Source organism: Hyalangium gracile, assembly GCF_020103725.1.
Classification (GTDB): domain Bacteria; phylum Myxococcota; class Myxococcia; order Myxococcales; family Myxococcaceae; genus Hyalangium; species Hyalangium gracile.
Window position 1 is genome coordinate 419965 of the sequence record NZ_JAHXBG010000008.1, and the last position, 17395, is coordinate 437359.

Consider the following 17395-nt stretch of genomic DNA (forward strand, 5'->3'; position numbering starts at 1 on the left):
GCTCCATGCCAGAGACCGCCATCGAGCCCTCCACGTTGCCGCTGCAGAGTGCCGCTCCCGACGCCAGCGTCCGGCGCTTCACAGAGACCATCGCCACGACGCTGGCTCCCGAGGTCGTCTGGGCGGAGTTCACGCGCGCGCTGACAAACTCGCAGGAGGCCGTGCTCTGGCCCAACGAGGTGTCCACCGTGCGCGCGCTCCAGCCTCCGCTCGCCACGGGGGCGGTGCTGGCCGAACGGATCCAGTACAACGGTGCGGTGGTGCACTACCGCCTGTTGCGCTTCGAGCCCTCGCGCCTGCTGGTGGAGTACGGCTCCCTGCAGGGGCACCCCCTCTCGGGCGGCGCCGTCGTGTCCGTCGAGGGCTCCGAAGGGGCCGCCACCCTGCGGTGGCAGGGCGAGTACCGCGGCTCGGAGGCGCAGCTCGGTCTGCTGGATCGCTTCCGCGCCGCCTTCTTCGGGAAGCTCGCGCTCCAGTTCAAGCAGCTGGAGTCCGCTCAGCGGCGCTGAGCGCCCTTCACGTAGCGCTGGCCTCGGGGCATGCTGTACGGGGTGAGCGGCAGGAGCGCCTGGGGGTTGATGTGCGGCGGATAGGCCGTCGCCTCCGGGTAGGCCCTGCCGTACAGCGGAACCGAGTCCAGCCCCGCCCTGGGCGTCACGACCAGGCCGCGGCTGCGCCGGGTGTTGGCGCCGCGCGGGTTGTGGAACCAGGCCTTCTGTCCGCTGAAGTAGATGGCGGTCCAGTCGCGCTGGCGATCGGCCAGGTAGAACTGCTGGCCCGTGGCGGCCTTGTCCGCCCAGTTGTTCGCGCGCGTGGGGTTGTCGTTGATGAAGGGGTTGGAGATGAGCGGCGCGCTGAAGCTGGGAGCCGTGTACAGGTACACGAAGCTGGAGCCCTGGAGCGGCACGTCCCGGCAGTCCGTGGCGGTGTAGCAGTACGTCATCGGCGGCTGGTTCCTCCGGAAGTTCGGAGAAATCGTCACGACGTTCCGGTTCGCGGTTGCCAGGCTCCTTCGGGATGGCACGCGACGCAGGGTCGCGGCGCTTGGATTTCCGGTTATTCGTCAAATCAAGAATATGCGGAAATCAAGACAGGGCGGCCTGGGGTGAGGCCTTGCTCAGGAGCGTTGCTCGATGAGCTCCACCCGGTAGCCATCCGGGTCCTCGACGAAGGCGATGACCGTGGTGCCGTGCTTCATGGGCCCCGGCTCGCGGACGATCTTCCCGCCGGCCTGGCGGATGGAGTCGCAGGTGGCGCGGATGTCCTGCACGCCCAGGGCGATGTGGCCGTAGGCGTTGCCGAGCTCGTACTTGGAGGTGTCCCAGTTGTGGGTGAGCTCGATGGCGGGGTGGGTGTCCTCGGGGCCGTAGCCCACGAAGGCCAGGGTGAACTTCCCGTCGGGGTAGTCCTTGCGCCGCAGCAGCTTCATTCCGAGCACGCGGGTGTAGAAGTCCAGGGAGCGCTCGAGGTCTCCCACTCGCAGCATGGTGTGCAGGATTCTCATGCCCACGCCTCATAGCCCGGCTGGTGGGCGAGGGGCTGTTGATTCAGCGGGGGAGGGGGGCTCGGCCCGGCCGCTTCGCTAGACAGTCATCTCGTGGCTTGATGAGGTGTCGGGCACCCATCATGTCCTGTCGCTCTCGCTCGCTCGTGCTCCTCTCGCTGGGCGCCCTCCTGGGTGCGCTCCTGGGCTCGGGTCCGGCGTGGGGGCAGGCGGATGCAGGCACGGTCGCTCCGGAGGAGCCGGCCCCGGATGCGGGCACCGGGCGCCAGGAGACGCTCATCACCGACACCACGCGCCACACCGAGGCGCCGCTGGGGCGTGCGTCGAGCACGGTGGATCGCGCGGACCTCGAGCGCCGCCTGCCGCGCTCCGCCCCCGACGCGCTCCGCTGGGAGCCGGGCGTCTTCGTGCAGCAGACGGCTCACGCCCAGGGCTCGGCCTACGTGCGCGGCCTCACGGGGCAGCAGACCCTGGCCCTCTTCGATGGGGTACGGCTCAACACCAGCACCTGGCGCCAGGGGCCCAACCAGTACTTCTTCACCCTCGACTCGCGCTCCCTGGACTCGGTGGAGGTGCTGCGCGGTGGAGCCTCCACGCCCTATGGCTCGGACGCGCTGGGTGGCGTGCTGCTCGCCCATCCCATCGAGCCTCCCACCACGCGCACGCCCTTGCGGCCCACGCTGCAGCTGCGCGGCGCCACCGCGGATCAGGAGCGCGGCGGACGGCTCCAGGTGCAGGGGGCCACCGAGCGGCTCGGCTTCATCGGCGGCGTCGGCGGACGGCGCGTGGGCCTGCTCGAGAGCGGCGGCCTCGTGCTCAACCCCAGCGACGGCAAGCTCCCCGAGGTTCCTCGCTTCGCGCCGGATGAGCGCACCCAGCTGGGCACCGGCTTCGATGAGCTCACCGCCGATGGCCGCCTCGTGTGGCGCTTCTCGGAGCAGGACACGCTCACGGCCGCCGCCTACCTCTATCGCCAGTACGACGCGCCCCGCACGGACCAGTGCGCTCCGCCCTTCTCGCGCTTCGACGAGTGCATGCGGTACGACGAGCAGTTCCGCACGCTCGCGTACGTGGCCTGGGAGCGCACCGGGCCCGAGGGCGTGTCCTCCCGAGCCACCCTCTCGTGGCAGCGCCAGCACGAGCAGCGCATCTTCGACCGGCCTGCCTTCGCGGTGATCGATCGAGGCACGGACGACGTGGACACCTTCGGCACCACCGTGCGCATCACGCCTGCCATCCGCACGCTGGCCGGGCGCCGGCTGCTCCTCACCTTCGGCGGCGACGGCGCGCTGGACCTGGTGAGCTCCTCCGCGCTCACCCGCTTCCTCTCGCTGGGGGCCGAGCTTCAGCGCAGCCGGGGCCAGTACCTGGACGGCTCGCGCTACTTCACCGGCGGCGCCTTCGTGGATGGGGCCTGGCAGGTACACCCCCGCCTCACCGTACGAGCCGGTACGCGGCTGGGCCTGGCGCTGGCCCGTGCCTCCGCGGATCCCGAGTCCGGAACGCAGGCCGTGAACGGCCTGTGGGTGCCCTGGGTGGGCCATGCGGGCGCGGAGTGGCGGGTGACACCTGCACTCACGTTGCTGGCGCACCTGGATCACTCGTTCCGCGCGCCCAACCTGGATGATCTCACCTCGCGGCAGCAGACCGGCCCCGGCTTCCAGTTCGAGAACGCGGAGCTGGGCCCCGAGCGCGCCACCACCCTGGACCTGGGCGCCCGCATGCGCTCCGGGCCGCTGTCCCTGGAGGGCTGGGGCTTCGCCACCCGCATTCACGGCGCCATCATCCGTCGCCCTCGCGACGTGGGGGACTGTCCCCCCTCCACACCCCAGTGCGGCTCGTCGTGGTCGCGCTTCCAGCTCGTCAACGCCGCCTCCGACAGCGTCCTCTACGGGCTGGAGGGCAGCGCGCGCTTGAGGCTCCCGGCCTCGCTCGCGCTCCAGACGGGCGTGGCCTGGGCCTGGGGAGAGAGCCCCAACCCCGCGGAGCCTCCCAGCAATCCGGCCATCCCGTATGCATCGCGCGTCCCCCTGTCCCGCGTGCCGCCGCTCAATGGCACGGCGGAGCTGCTCTGGTCCCACCCGTGGGGCTTCTCCGCGAGCGCGGGCCTGCGCTGGGCGCTCATGCAGGAGCGGCTCGCGGTGGCTGATCGCTCCGATGCGCGCATCCCCATTGGGGGAACCCCTGGGTACGCGGTGGTGGATCTGCGTGCCTCCTGGCGCCTGGGGACTCGGCTGGTGCTGGCGGCCGTCCTGGAAAATGTCACCGACGCGGCGTACCGCTCGCATGGCTCGAGTGTGAATGGACCTGGGCGCGGAGTGATTGTATCCCTGGAGACCACCCCTTTCTGAGCGGGTGGTCCGGCCTCCCTTGGCCCGGACGCTTCCACACAGGAGAAACTCCCCATGAAGCGCATCTTGTGGATGGCTGCGGCGGCCTTGCTCGTCTCCGCGTGCGACGATGATCCGAAGCCCGACGAGACCCCGGATGAAGAAGTTCCCTTCGAGTGCACGCCGGCTCCCGTGCAGACGGAGAACCTGGGCAGCTGCCAGCCCGCGGCCACGGACTACCGGCCGCGCGAGCCGCAGGTGAACAACTCCGCCTCGGATGCGTGGGCCGCGTGCATCTCGGATGACAACGTGTACCACCCCGTCAACCCGAACATCTCCACGGTGGCCCGCGTGGCGGCATTCGAGGACATCGCCCGGCTGCTGTGGCGGGACTGCGAGGCTCCCACGGCGGAGGACTTCGTCACCGCGTATGACAAGTTCACCCAGCCCGAGGGCCTGGGCTCCCGCGTGCAGCGGCGCGAGGACTACCACTACCCGCCGGCTCCCGGGGGCAAGCGCTGCCGGGACGAGGGCGTGCCCGAGACGGCGCCGGATCGCTGCGTGGGCCCGTCCAAGCTGCTGCCCATCATCACCGACGCCTTCACCCGGGGAGGGCAGGGTGAGGCTCCGCGCGTGCAGGCCGCGCGCATCGAGGCGGCGCTGCTGTGGTTCCTCTACATCTCGCCCATCTCCGAGGTGAACACCTGCACCACCACGCCGAACGACTGTGACAGCTCGTGGGCCTACTACACGGGCGGCACCGAGCGCGGGGCGCCGGTGGGGCTGGCCTCGTACGTGCGCAACGTGGGGCCGCAGACGCATGACCGGGCCTATGACGCCGCGCTGGCGGTGCGGTGCTGGCGCAACCTGGACAACGAGACGGGCGCCGCGACGAACACCGCGCTGCGCGACCGGGCGCTCGCCCAGTATGACAAGGCCCTGCTGCGCGGCGTGGCGCTCATCCTGCGCCAGCGCCTCACCCAGCTCCCGCAGGGCTCCGAGGAGGACCAGCGGGTGCGGCTGACCTTCATCAACACCCTGGGGCCCTTCCTGGACCGGGAGGCCCGCACCCGCAACCCGGCGCTGGCCGACACCCTGAAGGCCGAGGTGTCCAAGACGAGCGCCGCGGACGTGGATGTCGACGCCGCCACCGCCGCGCTCGACTCCCTGTTCTCCTGCCCGTAGTCGCGGCTTCCGGAGGGGCCGGGCGTTGGCCTGGGCCCTCCGGCGTGCGAGCAAGTTGATCTCGGGCCAAAGTCGGGGTGAGGTGGAGGGGAATGAGCCCCTCCCCTCGACAGACCGTGCTGTGTCTTGCCAGCTTCTTCAAGGGCAACCGCTTCTTCCAGCGGCTCCATGAAGAGGGCTGCTACGTCATCCTCATCACCTCGGACCGCTTCAAGGACGAGGACTGGGCCCGGCAGTACATCCACGAGTTCCACTCCGTGGCCTCGTTCGAGGACCGCACCGCGCTCCTGAACGGTGTGGCCTGGCTGTTCCGCAACCGGCGCATCGACCGCATCGTGGCCCTGGACGACTTCGACGTGGAGGTCGCCGCCGCCCTGCGCGAGCACTTCCGGATGCCCGGCATGGGAGACTCGGCCTCGCGCTTCTTCCGCGACAAGCTGGCCATGCGCGTGAAGGCGAAGGAGCTGGGCATCAACGTCCCGCGCTTCACGCCCGTGTTCCATCACCCGGACGTGGCCAGGTTCCTGGAGGAGGTGCCGGCTCCCTGGCTCATCAAGCCGCGCTCCGAGGCCTCCGCCGTGGGCATCAAGAAGCTGAAGAACGCGGACGAGGCGTGGGCCACCATCCACGAGCTCGGCGACCGCCAGTCGTTCCACGTCCTGGAGCAGATGATCCCCGGAGACCTGTACCACGTGGACTCGCTCATGCAGGACGGCAAGATCGCGTTCGTCGAGGTGGGGCGCTACGGCCGCCCGCTGCTGGAGGTCGCCCACGAGGGCGGCATCTACGTCACGCGCACCCAGCCGCGGGACTCGAAGGAGGCCAAGGAGCTCATCAAGAGCAACGCCGCGGTGCTCGAGGGCTTCGGGCTGCGGCGGGGCGCCTCGCACACCGAGTTCATCATCGGCCGCGATGACGGCAAGCCCTACTTCATCGAGACCTCCGCTCGCGTGGGCGGGGCGAACATCTCGGAGATGGTGGAGGCCGCGACCGGGGTGAACCTCTGGAGCGAGTGGGCCAGGCTCGAGCTGGAGGGCGAGGGCTTCGCCTACAAGGCCCCGAGGACGCGCGAGGAGTTCGGCGGCGTCATCATCTCGCTGGCGAGGGACGAGTACCCGGACACCTCGTCGTTCAACGATCCGGAGATCGTCGACCGGCTGAAGAAGAAGAACCACATCGGGTTCGTCGTGCGCTCCCCGAAGCAGGAGCGCGTCGAGGAGCTGCTCAAGAAGTACCTGGAGCGCATCTCGCGGGAGTTCCACGCCTCGCTCCCCGCGCCTCCGAAGTCGACCTCCTGAGTCGAGGGGCCCGTGCCGGACCAGAGCGCCGCCAACTGGTATGCTTGTCATACCAGTTCGCAGCAAGTCCGGCCGACAGGCAGGGGCCCGGACCACGGGCAGGGGAGACTGTCCCTGCCGAGAGCCAGGCCGCTCAGCCGCGCTGCCGGAGCTCGAGCGCCTCAGCCAGCGCCGCGATGGGCGAGGCGGTGGGTCTGCCGGCCTGCCAGTCCGGGGGCGTCACCACCACGCCCGAGATGTCCAGGTGCACGAACGGCAGCTTCGTGCCGCGCAGCCCCGACGCCACGTCCAGGAAGGCGAAGGGCCCCTGGTGGCCGCGCGGCGTGTCCACGCTGGCGAGCCGGTTGCTCGACAGCACGTCCTCCGTCGGCGCCTTGGGCGCGACGAACAGGTAGTCCTCGCGCCGCGGCACCGTGGACTCGAGCGGCTCGCCCAGCAGCTCGCCGACCTCGCTCAGCGTCCGGATGAAGCCCTGCGCCCGCGCCGCCCCGTTCTCGATGGCTCCCACGTACGGCCCGAAGGCCCGGTAGACGTGGCCCGTCAGCGTCGCCACCGACACGAGCACGGAGGACGCCGGATCCGCGCCCTCCTTGAGCGCCGCCAGCAGATCCGCCAGCACCAGGCGCCCCTCCGCGTCGGTGTTCCCGATGCGCACGCGCACGCCCGAGCGCGCCGTGATGATCTCGTCGGAGACGAACGACTCCTCGCCGATGCTGTTGCGCACCATGCCCAGCAGCGCCACCACGCGCAGCCCGGGGAGCTTCCGCTCGGCGAGCGTCCGCACCAGCCCCGCCACCGTCGCCGCGCCGCCCTTGTCGCGGGACATGCCCGCCATGCCGCCGCCCGTCTTCACGTCCGCGCCGCCGGTGTCGTACGTGACGCCCTTGCCCGCGAAGAACACGGTGCGCGTGACGGGGCCCTCCGGAACCAGCTCCAGCGAGACCACGCACGGCTTGTGGTGCTCCACCGCCATCGACGCCCGAGCCACCGCCGCGAGCAGCGGATAGCCGGACACATCCCGCTGCACCGACACCTTCACTCCCGTGCCCGCGAACGCCTCCTCGCAGTACGCGGCGAAGCGCAGCGGGGTGAGGCGCTCGGGGCCTCCCGTCACCAGATCCCGGCAGAGCGCCCGGCCCGCCTCCAGCGCGGAGGCCCACGTCGCCGCCTGGCCCGGCAGGTTCAGCACCGAGAGCTTGCGCAGCTGCGTGGGCGGGGCCCGGCGCGCGGGAGACTCCCGCGCCTCCAGCGGCTCCCACGCCGTGGCCGCCGACGCCAGGGTGCAGACCTCCAGGGCGCGAGCGAAGCGCGGCTCCTTCGGCACGGCGACGGCCAGCAGCGGATGCGACGCCCCGGCCTGCACGGCCCGTGAGATGGCCACGGCGCTCGCCTCCGACAGCACGCGGCAGTCATCCGTGTCGTGGACGATGGGCGCCGTCGGCATGACGATGATCCGTCCTCCCGGCGCGGAGGGCACGGCCACGACGGTGGGCCCCGGGCTGCCCTCGGCCAGGGCTCGATCCACGGAGAGTGCGGCCTCCACCGCCCGCTTCCACTCCTGCGGCAGCCCCAGCCCCTCCAGCGCGGCCCTCAGGGGCGCCGGAGCGATCACCACGAGTGCGTCCGTGTCCTTCGCCGCGGAAGAAATCTCCGCGGCACCAGCGATGCTGATTGGCGTGTTCACGGCCGGCACCATCCCACAGGTCCTTTCGGGAAGAGGCCTGGAAAACCACTGGGCAGCACCGGAAGACGACCGGTATCTTGCTCGCCCCCCATGTCCGACACCTCGACCAAGCCCAAACCCGCTGGTGACGTCGTCTACGGCGAGCGTCCGCTCCTCGAGCAGGAACCCCACACCGTCTGGCCGCAGGGTGAGCCCTCGCTGGAGGAGATCCTCCCCATCGCCAGCCGCCTCGCGGTCAACCCGCACTACCAGGGCAGGGGAGTCACCGCCGCGTTCCTCGACTCGGGCTTCTTCGCCCACCCGGACCTGATGGAGCCGCGCTGCCGCATCCGCCGCTACTACGACATCATCAACGACAAGGAGGGCCTGGAGCTCATCCGCAAGCCGGACAACTCCATGTGGCACGGGATGATGACGTCCACCGTGGCCGCCGGAAACGGCTTCCTCTCCGACGGGAAGTACAAGTCCCTGGCGCCGGAGATGGACGTCGTCCTGGTGAAGGTGGGTCACCTGTCGCGCGTGAAACATGACGACATCGCCCGGGGCATCCGCTGGGTCATCGCGCGCAAGGACGAGCTCAACATCCGCGTGCTCAACATCTCGGCCGGCGGCGACTACGAGGCCAGCTACCTGGTGGACCCCATCTGCCAGGCCGCCGAGGACGCCGTCCGCGCCGGCATCACCGTCGTCTGCGCCGTCGGCAACGCCGCCCACGGCAACAACCGCGTCATCTCCCCGGCCAGCACCCCCGCCGTCATCACCGTGGGCGGCCTGGACGACCGCGGCGACCCCCGCCTGGGCCGCATGGGCACCTATTGGTCCTGCTTCGGCCCCACCATCGATGGTCTGCAAAAGCCGGAAGTCATGGCGCCGGCCATCTGGGTCGTCGCCCCCATCCTCCCGGACACCCCCACCGCCCAGGAGGCGGAGCTGCTCACCCTGCTGGACGGCACCCCGGACTCAGAGCTGCTCAAGGTCCTCAACGAGCGCCCCGGCGTCATCCGCGAGCTGGACTCGGTGAAGAACGATGCGCCCTACCTCATCCGACAGCTGATTGGCTCCAAGCTGAGAGACCAGAAAGTCGTTTCAGGGGCCTACAAGCACGTGGATGGCACCTCGTTCGCCGCCCCCATCGTCACCAGCATCGTCGGGCAGATGCTCGAGGCCAATCCCAGGCTGGCACCGTGGGAGGTCAAACGAATTCTCATCGCTACGGCGCGGCGGCTCCCGAGCGTCGCCGTGGAGCGCCAGGGGTGGGGCGTCGTCCAGCCGGCGGCGGCCATCACCGAGGCGGAGCGGCGCCGCTAGCAGGTTTGGGGCCACCCCCCCTTTTCAGCGCGGAGAGAAACCGGGTAGACGGGGGAGCACATGACTCCCGCTGGCCGTTCCCGGAACCTCCGCATTGGCCTGATCGACATGAACAACGGTGTGCCCAACCAGGCCATCCGTTCGTTCAAGTTCATCATCGCCACGTTCGCCGAGCGCGTACGTGCCCGTAACCCAGGGCTCACCGTCACCACCACGCACGTGCAGCCGCGCAACCTCGGCGAGGCTCCGCCCGCCGACTGCGATCTCTACCTGAGCTCCGGCGGCCCCGACGCCCCCGTGGACGGCTTCAAGGAGAGCTGGGCCACCGGCTTCCGCTCCTTCATCGACCGCATTGTCGACGGGCAGCTCCAGCACGGCAGCTCCGCGGCGTCCCTCTTCGCCGTCTGCTACTCGTTCGAGATCGCCGTGATGCACTTCGGCATCGCCGGGATGATCCCCCGCGAGCGCAAGTTCGGCATCATGCCCGTCTACCCGACGGACGAGGGCCTGGCCTCGCCCATGTTCGCGCCCTTCGGGGACCGGCTCTTCGTCTGGGAGCACCGCAGCTGGCAGGCGGTGGACCTGGACGAGAAGAAGCTGCGCGAGCTGGGCGGCACGCTCCTGGCCCGCGAGAGCCGCGACGGCCACAGCAAGGGCCGCGGGCTGATGGCCTTCCGCTTCGCCTCCGGCGTCGAGGGCACCATCTTCCACCCCGAGGCCGACCGCCCCGGCGTGCTCAACTGGCTCGAGCGCCCCGAGCAGGCCAAGGCCGTCATCGAGACGTACGGCGAGCTCATCTACCGCCGCATGTGCAAGACCATTGATGACCCCACCCGCCTGGCGCGCACCTACGCGCTGCTGCTGCCCGGCTGGATGGCGCGCTCGTTCAACGCGCTGGCGCTGGATCGTGACTGGGCGCCGGTGGACATGCCGACCTATGACGCGGCCGTGGGCCTGGATGCCTTCGGCCGTCCTTCAGCGGCCGCGGCCAACGTCGCGGCGGAGACCAACTCGTGAACAAGAAGATTGGCATTCTGGCGGGGATGGAGTGGGACCACTTCCCCATGGCGCTCATCGAGCGCATCAACAAGGTTCCGGGCTTCGAGGCGGAGCTGGCGAAGATCGACGCGACGCCGGAGAACTTCACCGCGAAGTACGACGTGCTCGTCGACCGCATCAGCCACGAGGTGCCGTTCTACCGCTTCCACCTCAAGGCGGCGATGCTGGCCGGCACCTACGTCATCAATGATCCGTTCTGGTTCTCGGCGGACGACAAGTTCTTCGGCTTCTCGCTGGCCACCCGCATTGGCGTCACCGTCCCCCGGACGATGATGCTGCCGCAGCGCGAGTACATCCCCGCCATCGATCCGCGCCGCTCGCTCAACAACCTCGTCTACCCGCTGGACTGGGAGGGCATCGCCCGGTACGTGGGCTTCCCGGCCATCTGCAAGCCGGCGGATGGCGGCGGCTGGCGCAACGTCAACCGCGTCAACGACATGGACGAGCTGATGCGCGTCTACAACGAGTCCGGCCAGCTCGTGCTGACGATGCAGCAGTTCATCGAGTTCGATGACTACGTGCGCTGCCTCGTCATCGGCCGCGAGCACGTGCGGATGATCCGCTACGACGTGAAGGCGCGCGGCTACCTGCCGGACAAGAACTTCCTGCCCGCGTCGCTGGAGGCCCGCATCATCGACAGCGCGCGCGAGCTCAACCGGGCGCTCGGCTACGACATGAACTCGGTGGAGTTCGCCATCAAGGATGGCGTCCCCTATGCCATCGACTTCACCAACCCGGCCCCGGACATGTATCCGCACCACATCCTCCCGGACAACTACGAGTGGTGCCTGGAGAAGATGTCGGAGCTGTGTATCAGCGCCGCGCGCGAGGGCCGCAAGAACGACATGAACCACGCGTGGCAGCGCTACCTGGAGAAGAAGACGGCTCGGCCGGCGGCCTCCACCGCCGCTCCCCGCGCCGCCGCTGCTGTGTCCGCCGTCGCGAAGGCGAGGTAATGCACATGGGAGCATCGTCTCTGCTGGATGGGCAGTTCACGCTGGGTGTCGAGGAAGAGTTCCAGATCGTCGACGGGCAGTCGCACGAGCTGCGCTCGTACATCTCCAAGATGATGGACGACGGCAAGACGGTGCTCCGCGAGCGCGTCCGCGCGGAGATGCACCAGTCCGTCGTCGAGGTCGGCACCGGCATCTGCAAGAACATCAGTGAGGTCCGCTCGGAGCTGACCGAGATGCGGCTCGAGCTGGACCGGCTGGCGCGCAAGGGCGGGATGAACATCGTCGCCGCGGGCACCCACCCGTTCAGCGACTGGAAGAACCAGGAGATCACCCCCAACCCGCGCTACCACCTCATCGTGGAGGACCTGCAGGACATCGCCCGAGGCAACCTCATCTTCGGGCTCCACGTCCACGTGGGCATCAAGGACCGCGAGACGGCCATCGCGCTGGCCAACCAGATCCGCTACTTCCTGCCGCACCTGCTGGCGCTCTCCACGTCCTCGCCGTTCTGGCTGGGCCGCGCGACGGGCCAGCAGTCCCAGCGCACGCTCATCTTCAAGCGCTTCCCGCGCACCGGCATTCCTCCCACGTTCGAGAGCTACTCCCAGTTCATGGAGTACGTGGACCTGCTCATCCGGACCAACTGCATCGACAACGGGAAGAAGATCTGGTGGGACGTGCGCGTCCACCACGTCTTCGACACGGTGGAGGTCCGCATCTGCGACATGCCCACCAACCTGCACCAGGAGATCGCCATCGTCTCGCTGATCCAGGCGCTGGTGGCCAAGCTCTACCTGCTGCAGCGCCGCAACATGTCCTGGCGCCACTACATGTCCCCGCTCGTCGAGGAGAACAAGTGGCGGGCCAGCCGCTACGGCATCCGCGGCAAGCTCATCGACTTCGGCCAGCAGAAGGAGCGCCCGTACGCGGAGCTGCTCGAGGAGATGATCGAGTTCGTCTCCGAGGCCTCGGACTTGCTGGGCACCTCGCATGAGGTCGCCAACGTGCGCAACATCCTCAAGGAGGGCACGTCCGCGGAGCGGCAGCTCGAGGTGTACAAGAACAGCAACAACGACACCCGCGCGGTGGCGCGCTGGCTGGTGGAGGAGACGATGCGAGGGGTGAGCTCGTCGCCCGCGTCCGCCAGCCAGACCGGGTAGGCCTGGCGGCTTTCCAGGGCCGAGGGCGGGGCTACTCCGCCTTCGGCCAGAGCGCCACGGAGGAGCCGACCCAGTCCAGCCCCTTGTTGAAGTCCACCCCGAGCATCTTGCCTCGGGACAGGCGGACGAGGTTCAGCAGGGGCTGGGGCAGCGCCTGGCCCTGGTCCTTCAGGCACAGCACGCGAATCTCCGCGGCCACGCCCGCGCCGTCCGGCGTCCACATCTCGCGCGCGTAGGTGATCTTCCGCTGGAGGATCCACCCGTCGCGCTGCTCCGCCGGCACGCCGGCCACGTCCTCGGGCGTCGGGTCCACCTTCACGCCCGCGCCCGCGTAGGAGAACAGCGGCTTGAGCACGTAGTTCTCGAGGTCCGCCGGCACCTGCTTGAGCTGCGACAGGGGCGTGGCCCTGGGCACGGCCGGGTGGTCCAGCAGGGGCAGCGAGAACTTGGACCACATCCAGTACCAGTTGGGATGCGGGAACCAGCTCACGTCCAGCTCGTCCGTGAACTTGAATGCCATGGGCGGCTTCTTCTGCTGGAGCTCGTCGAAGACCACCCGGTTGTAGATGCGCCGGATGGGCAGGCGCCGGCCGTCCTTCATGCGGAAGAGCTGACGGCCCTCGCGGATGACCTCCGTCACGCAGACCGGATCAATGCCCGTGAGCAGCTGCGTGGCCACGAAGTCCGGGAGCGTCTTCTGCCGGTGCGGCTCGATCTCCAGCAGGATGACCTCTTCCGTCGGGTGGCCGGCCAGCAGCGCGCGGCGGAAGAAGGCCAGCGCGCTGTCGAAGTCGTAGCCGGGAGCGAAGCAGTGGAAGCCTCCCGAGGAGACGCCCGGGATCTGCTGCTGCAGCAGCTCGTTGAAGATGCGCGCCTGGATCATCGTGAAGGCGAACAGCGAGGGGAACGCCTGGAGCTCCACCACGCGCCCGTCGAGCTCTCCGTCCTCGCCGCGCACCACGGCGAAGTCCACGGTCATGATGTCCGGGGACGCGTCCTGTCCCGGCACGTCGAACTCGGGCGGGACGGCGCGGCGGGCGCGGGCCAGCTTCTCCGGCTCCGCCAGCTGGGCGATGATCTCGCTCGTGTAGCGGAAGATGCGATCGCGCGTGGCCGGCGGGATGAAGAGCGGCGACTCCGCGAGGCGGTACGGCACCGGGCCAACCTCGGACTGCAGCCGGTTGAGGTACCGCTCGTAGAACTCGGGGGAGAAGCGCTGGTTGTAGACGCGACGGAGGTCGGGGTGCATGGGCGGCGGGGAAATTACCACGCACGCCAGGGCGCACGCGCAGGCCCCGGGCTCCTCGGCCGCCCCCCTGCCGGCCGCTCCAGGGGAGCGCGCGTCGGCAGGGGGTAAGATGCTGATTCTATTGAGGAAATGAGGCTCGGGCCGAGCGAATACGGGCCGTCACTCGTGGGACAGGTAGCGCACCACGCTGGAGCCGAAGAGCTGCTCCGCCGTCTGCCGCGGGCCTCGCGGCTCGTGCGCGCTGGCCAGGCGCGGCCTGCCATCCGGCCCCGGAGGGCCTGGCTCCACCACGGCGAGCCGGGGACCCAAGGGGGTGTCGGCCATGGCGATGATGGGCAGTCCTCTCGCCGCCGCCTCCAGCAGGGCGGCCTTGCCTTCCACCAGGCGCCAGCCTCGCGAGAGCGCGTCCTCGCTCAGCCACTTCCAGAGCTCCCCGAGGGTCCCTGGCCGGAAGGTGACGGGGTAGCCCGTGGCGAACGCGCGCCCCAGCGTGGTGTGCAGGGAGTTCATCACGTCGAAGACGAAGAGGTGCCCCGCCTCGAGCGGCTCCTTGGGGGTCGGCTTGTAGCGAGGGTTGGTCGCCACGGCGTACTGGTCGATGACGGCCTGGGTGAGCGCCACCGTGCGCTTGCCGGGGAGGCTCTCCACGGGGGCCTGGACGGACTGCGTGCGCGGCGTGGAGGCACCCGCCGCGGGGGCATCGGGCCGAACCGAGGGGAAGGGGGCACGGCTGGAGCGCGACGAGCCCTTGCGCAGGGACACGCTCTTCTTGTCTCGCTGGGCCTGCTCGAGCAGCTGGTGGAGCTTGTTGGCCTTGACCGCCACCGACGTGGAGAGCCCCACCTTGCGAGGTGCCTCGAGGTCCGGTGGCTTCGCCTGGCGAGGGGTGGGCTCCTCCACGCGGAGGGTGAGCTGGCGCGGAGCCTCCGCGGGACGCTGGGCCGGTCCCGGCCGTGGCGCCGGAGAGAGGGGCCCGGTCCCGACGGCGCTGCGCTCTCCCGTTCGCACCGCTGCGCGCTCGCCCGTCTTCACCGCGCCTGGCGAGGTGCGAGAGGGCTCGCTCGAGGGGGCCACCACCACCACGGGGGCGGCGGGTGGCGCGGCTGCCGGTGCGGCGGGGGCGGGTGGCTGCCGGGAGGGGCTCGGCGGTGGTGCCATGGGGCGCGGAGCCGGTGGCGGCTGGACGCGTGGCGCCTGCACAGGGGCTCTGACTGGCGTGGGCGCCGCACCCTTTTTTTCGGAGTCGGGTGTGAGCGGGGCGTGGATGGGCACGGCCGGGGAGGGGATGGGCACGGCCTTCATCGGCACCGTCGGAGCGCTCGAGGCATCTCGCTCCTTCGGCACGGCGATGGGGCGCATGGGCACCGTGGGCGCGCTGGAGGAGCGATCCGAGCCCGGCACCGGAATCGGCCGCATGGGCACGGTGGGCGCGCTGGAGGAGCGGTCCGCCTCCGGCACGGGAATGGCCTTCATGGGAACCGTCGGAGCCGTGGAGCCTCGATCCTCCGCTGCATCCTTGGGGGATGGGCGGGAGCGGGGCGGTCCCCCACCGGGAGTCGAGTTGTCCTTTCCCATGGAGCGTCTACCTCGGAGGCCACGGTGGGGTGCGACGTCGGCCATCGTAGCGCGCCGGCTGCTCCAGGTCAGGAGCCAGGCTGCCGGCCTCGTTCATGGCTCGGCTACCGCAGCAGGCAAGGCCCGCGAGCCGTCAGCGCTGCTTGTTCTTCTCGTCCCACGCCATCGGCTGCCACAGCTCGACCTTGTTGCCGTCGAGATCGAGGATCCAGGCAAAGCGGCCGTTCTCGTGGGACTCCGGTCCCTTGACGATCTGCACGCCGTCGCGGCGCAGCTGCGTCAGGAGCTCGTCGAGGTCATCCACGCGATAGTTGATCATGAAGCTGGAGTCGCTGGGGCTGAACCACTGGCTGTTCTTCTCCGCGACGTGCCAGACGGTGAGGCCGCGGTCATCGGCCTTGTCCTCTGGCCACTTCAAGATCGCGCCGCCCCACTCCTCGAGCCGCAAGCCCAGGTGCCGCTCGTACCAGGCCGCGAGCTGCTTGTGATCTGACTTCGACTTGAAGAAGACGCCCCCGATTCCGGTAACTCTCGCCATGGGCGGCACCATGCCAGAAGCTGGAGGAGCCGAGAAGGGAAGGACACCCGCGTCGAGCGGGCCTCGACGGAGCAGCGTGCCATGTCGACTCCAGGAGCGATCGCTGTGTACACCTCGGGCTCGGGTGTCCCCGAGCAAGTGTCCGAGCGACCCTGGCGGGGTGTCTACCATCACTGGGATGGGAACCCCGAGGGCCTCGGGCAGCACCTCATCCAGCGCGTGCAGTCCATGGAGGGCGACATGAGGGCCGTCGTGCGGCAGCTCATCGATGAAGCCCCCTGGGGCTGGTCCAACTGCATCAATGTCCCGATGCAGGGCGCGACCGAACGCGGGCTCCTGAAGAGTCTCCAGTCGGTGTTCGGCGCCACACCCCGGGAGGAGACATCGACCGAGCGCTTCACGCAGGAGGAGCCAGGCCCAGCGGTGTCTTCGCAGGATCCGAATGCCGTGGCCTACGTCTATGTCTTCGATCTGGAGGCGCGACGGCTCGATGCCTTCGCGACGTACTTCGAAAGTGGGGGAAAGCGGATCGGCTCGATTGCGTTCTCTCCCACGGGTGCTCCCGACAAGCCGGCGCTCGACCTCCTGGCCGAAGAGACCGTCGAAGAGGCTCCTCTGCTCGGGAAGGAGCTCTCGCCCGAGGCGCTGAAGGACTGGCTCGACGGCCTGCCAGGGATCGAGGGGGACTCCACCACCCTCCACTGGGTGACGACGGAGCAGCAGCCGGACGGTTCCCTCACGATCGTCTTTCGGGTGGTCACCTGGGAGGAGGAAATCCTCACCGCAGTGGTGGAGCGCGAGTGGAACGTGGTGCCCGCCACGGCGAGGCGCGAGCCGGATCGTGTCCGGCACCTCCTGGAGGCGCTCGTCGAGGTGGTGGGCGAGGATCCGAGGCGGGTCAATGCGTTCTGGATTGCCGGGATGGATCCACTCCGCCGCTCCGGGGCACGACAGCGCGCGAGCTTCGCGAACATCCTGAGGGCGCATGCGGCCCGGGACTTCGGCGCTGCTGGGCAATCGTAGACAACAGCGTAGACAACGAGGAGCAGGGTGATGAGAGAGAAGGGTCTGCCGTACGTTCTGGACTGGATTTCCCTTCAGGAGCTGGCGGTGGAGTACGGCCAGGCCATCGATTACGGCCAGGACACGGGAGACTGGAGCCGCTGGGCGAACGTCTTCACCCCCGAAGTCACGGCGGATTACTCGCGGTTCATGGGCTCAGGCATCGTGACGCTCAAGCGGGAGGAGATGCCTGAGATCGCCAGGAAGGGCTTGAGGTCGTTCAAGCGGGTGCAGCACGCCACGGCCACGAGCGTGAGCATCCAGTTCAAGAGCGACACCCAGGCGGAGGTGATGGCCTACGCGGAGGTGGCCCACTACTTCCTGCTGGGGGGCGTGCCCCAGGAGTGGACCATCATCGCCCGCTACACGTTCTCCACCGAGAAGACGCCCGAGGGGTGGAAGATCCGGAAGGTGCTGCTGGACCCCGTCCACTACCGTGGAAACCTGCTAGGCCTGGAGTTCGTGCAGGGCAAGCAGGTCGTCTGAA

At 69.4% G+C, this 17395-nt stretch carries 16 protein-coding genes; 10 read left to right on the forward strand and 6 right to left on the reverse strand.

The features are described from left to right. Nucleotides 1-5 precede the first annotated feature (5 nt). A complete protein-coding gene (locus KY572_RS19140) occupies nt 6-509 on the forward strand; it encodes an SRPBCC family protein (RefSeq protein WP_224244310.1) in 504 nt (167 codons plus the stop codon). Here the strand turns inward: KY572_RS19140 and KY572_RS19145 are convergent. Together KY572_RS19145 and gloA are read right to left on the reverse strand one after the other, a co-directional pair. Then, nucleotides 497-982, reverse strand: a complete 486-nt coding sequence (locus KY572_RS19145) for a hypothetical protein (RefSeq protein ID WP_224244311.1) — start codon at nt 980-982, stop codon at nt 497-499. The genes KY572_RS19140 and KY572_RS19145 overlap by 13 nt on opposite strands. A 135-nt stretch (nt 983-1117) precedes the next feature. Continuing rightward, complete coding sequence (gene gloA / locus KY572_RS19150) at nt 1118-1504, reverse strand: lactoylglutathione lyase (protein ID WP_224244312.1); 387 nt, start codon at nt 1502-1504, stop codon at nt 1118-1120. A gap of 122 nt (nt 1505-1626) precedes the next feature. On the opposite strand from gloA, the gene KY572_RS19155 reads away from it, so the two are divergent. The 3 genes from KY572_RS19155 (at nt 1627) to KY572_RS19165 (ending at nt 6317) form a co-directional block, all read left to right on the forward strand. Beyond that, a complete protein-coding gene (locus KY572_RS19155; protein WP_224244313.1) occupies nt 1627-3855 on the forward strand; it encodes a TonB-dependent receptor in 2229 nt (742 codons plus the stop codon). A gap of 54 nt (nt 3856-3909) precedes the next feature. Next, nucleotides 3910-5019 (forward strand): hypothetical protein, encoded by a 1110-nt coding sequence (locus KY572_RS19160; RefSeq protein WP_224244314.1) that lies wholly within the window; start codon nt 3910-3912, stop codon nt 5017-5019. 92 nt (nt 5020-5111) lie between these two features. Next, nucleotides 5112-6317 (forward strand): ATP-grasp domain-containing protein, encoded by a 1206-nt coding sequence (locus tag KY572_RS19165; RefSeq protein ID WP_224244315.1) that lies wholly within the window; start codon nt 5112-5114, stop codon nt 6315-6317. A 133-nt stretch (nt 6318-6450) separates the two neighbouring features. On the opposite strand, the gene KY572_RS19170 is transcribed toward KY572_RS19165, so the two are convergent. Beyond that, the gene (locus KY572_RS19170; protein ID WP_224244316.1) at nt 6451-8001 is read right to left on the reverse strand and encodes a M17 family metallopeptidase; all 1551 of its coding nucleotides are present in this window, start codon (nt 7999-8001) and stop codon (nt 6451-6453) included. A gap of 90 nt (nt 8002-8091) precedes the next feature. On the opposite strand from KY572_RS19170, the gene KY572_RS19175 reads away from it, so the two are divergent. From KY572_RS19175 to KY572_RS19190, 4 genes are read left to right on the forward strand one after another with little or no spacing between them, the layout of a single operon-like run. Then, the gene (locus KY572_RS19175) at nt 8092-9309 is read left to right on the forward strand and encodes a S8 family serine peptidase (protein WP_224244317.1); all 1218 of its coding nucleotides are present in this window, start codon (nt 8092-8094) and stop codon (nt 9307-9309) included. A gap of 60 nt (nt 9310-9369) precedes the next feature. Continuing rightward, nucleotides 9370-10326: a type 1 glutamine amidotransferase family protein gene (locus KY572_RS19180; RefSeq protein WP_224244318.1), complete on the forward strand. Its 957-nt coding sequence runs from the start codon at nt 9370-9372 to the stop codon at nt 10324-10326. Then, nucleotides 10323-11324, forward strand: a complete 1002-nt coding sequence (locus tag KY572_RS19185) for an ATP-grasp domain-containing protein (protein ID WP_224244319.1) — start codon at nt 10323-10325, stop codon at nt 11322-11324. Before KY572_RS19180 ends, KY572_RS19185 begins: the two co-directional genes overlap by 4 nt. Before the next feature lie 5 nt (nt 11325-11329). Further along, complete coding sequence (locus KY572_RS19190; RefSeq protein ID WP_224244320.1) at nt 11330-12484, forward strand: carboxylate-amine ligase; 1155 nt, start codon at nt 11330-11332, stop codon at nt 12482-12484. A gap of 31 nt (nt 12485-12515) precedes the next feature. Here KY572_RS19190 and KY572_RS19195 read toward each other — a convergent pair whose 3' ends face one another. The 3 genes from KY572_RS19195 to KY572_RS19205 form a co-directional block, all read right to left on the reverse strand. Beyond that, nucleotides 12516-13733, reverse strand: a complete 1218-nt coding sequence (locus KY572_RS19195; protein WP_224244321.1) for a hypothetical protein — start codon at nt 13731-13733, stop codon at nt 12516-12518. A 159-nt stretch (nt 13734-13892) separates the two neighbouring features. Then, nucleotides 13893-15206 (reverse strand): hypothetical protein, encoded by a 1314-nt coding sequence (locus KY572_RS19200; protein ID WP_224244374.1) that lies wholly within the window; start codon nt 15204-15206, stop codon nt 13893-13895. Nucleotides 15207-15441: 235 nt separating this feature from the next. Further along, nucleotides 15442-15846, reverse strand: coding sequence for a VOC family protein (locus tag KY572_RS19205; RefSeq protein ID WP_224244322.1), 405 nt, complete (start codon nt 15844-15846; stop codon nt 15442-15444). An 81-nt stretch (nt 15847-15927) separates the two neighbouring features. Between KY572_RS19205 and KY572_RS19210 the strand changes: the two genes are divergently transcribed. Together KY572_RS19210 and KY572_RS19215 are read left to right on the forward strand one after the other, a co-directional pair. Beyond that, on the forward strand, nt 15928-16869 hold the full coding sequence (locus KY572_RS19210) for a hypothetical protein (protein WP_224244323.1): 942 nt from the start codon (nt 15928-15930) through the stop codon (nt 16867-16869). A 30-nt stretch (nt 16870-16899) separates the two neighbouring features. Further along, nucleotides 16900-17394: a nuclear transport factor 2 family protein gene (locus KY572_RS19215; protein WP_224244324.1), complete on the forward strand. Its 495-nt coding sequence runs from the start codon at nt 16900-16902 to the stop codon at nt 17392-17394. Nucleotide 17395: the final 1 nt, after the last annotated feature.

Bases quoted from the DNA above. Each gene is read 5' to 3' on its own strand.
- gloA (WP_224244312.1), bottom strand. From the start codon at position 1,504: ATGAGAATCCTGCACACCATGCTGCGAGTGGGAGACCTCGAGCGCTCC.
- KY572_RS19200 (WP_224244374.1), bottom strand. From the start codon at position 15,206: ATGAAGGCCATTCCCGTGCCGGAGGCGGACCGCTCCTCCAGCGCGCCC.
- KY572_RS19215 (WP_224244324.1), top strand. From the start codon at position 16,900: ATGAGAGAGAAGGGTCTGCCGTACGTTCTGGACTGGATTTCCCTTCAG.
- KY572_RS19190 (WP_224244320.1), top strand. From the start codon at position 11,330: ATGGGAGCATCGTCTCTGCTGGATGGGCAGTTCACGCTGGGTGTCGAG.
- KY572_RS19195 (WP_224244321.1), bottom strand. From the start codon at position 13,733: ATGCACCCCGACCTCCGTCGCGTCTACAACCAGCGCTTCTCCCCCGAG.
- KY572_RS19180 (WP_224244318.1), top strand. From the start codon at position 9,370: ATGACTCCCGCTGGCCGTTCCCGGAACCTCCGCATTGGCCTGATCGAC.
- KY572_RS19155 (WP_224244313.1), top strand. From the start codon at position 1,627: ATGTCCTGTCGCTCTCGCTCGCTCGTGCTCCTCTCGCTGGGCGCCCTC.
- KY572_RS19160 (WP_224244314.1), top strand. From the start codon at position 3,910: ATGAAGCGCATCTTGTGGATGGCTGCGGCGGCCTTGCTCGTCTCCGCG.
- KY572_RS19165 (WP_224244315.1), top strand. From the start codon at position 5,112: ATGAGCCCCTCCCCTCGACAGACCGTGCTGTGTCTTGCCAGCTTCTTC.
- KY572_RS19210 (WP_224244323.1), top strand. From the start codon at position 15,928: ATGTCGACTCCAGGAGCGATCGCTGTGTACACCTCGGGCTCGGGTGTC.
- KY572_RS19205 (WP_224244322.1), bottom strand. From the start codon at position 15,846: ATGGCGAGAGTTACCGGAATCGGGGGCGTCTTCTTCAAGTCGAAGTCA.
- KY572_RS19140 (WP_224244310.1), top strand. From the start codon at position 6: ATGCCAGAGACCGCCATCGAGCCCTCCACGTTGCCGCTGCAGAGTGCC.
- KY572_RS19175 (WP_224244317.1), top strand. From the start codon at position 8,092: ATGTCCGACACCTCGACCAAGCCCAAACCCGCTGGTGACGTCGTCTAC.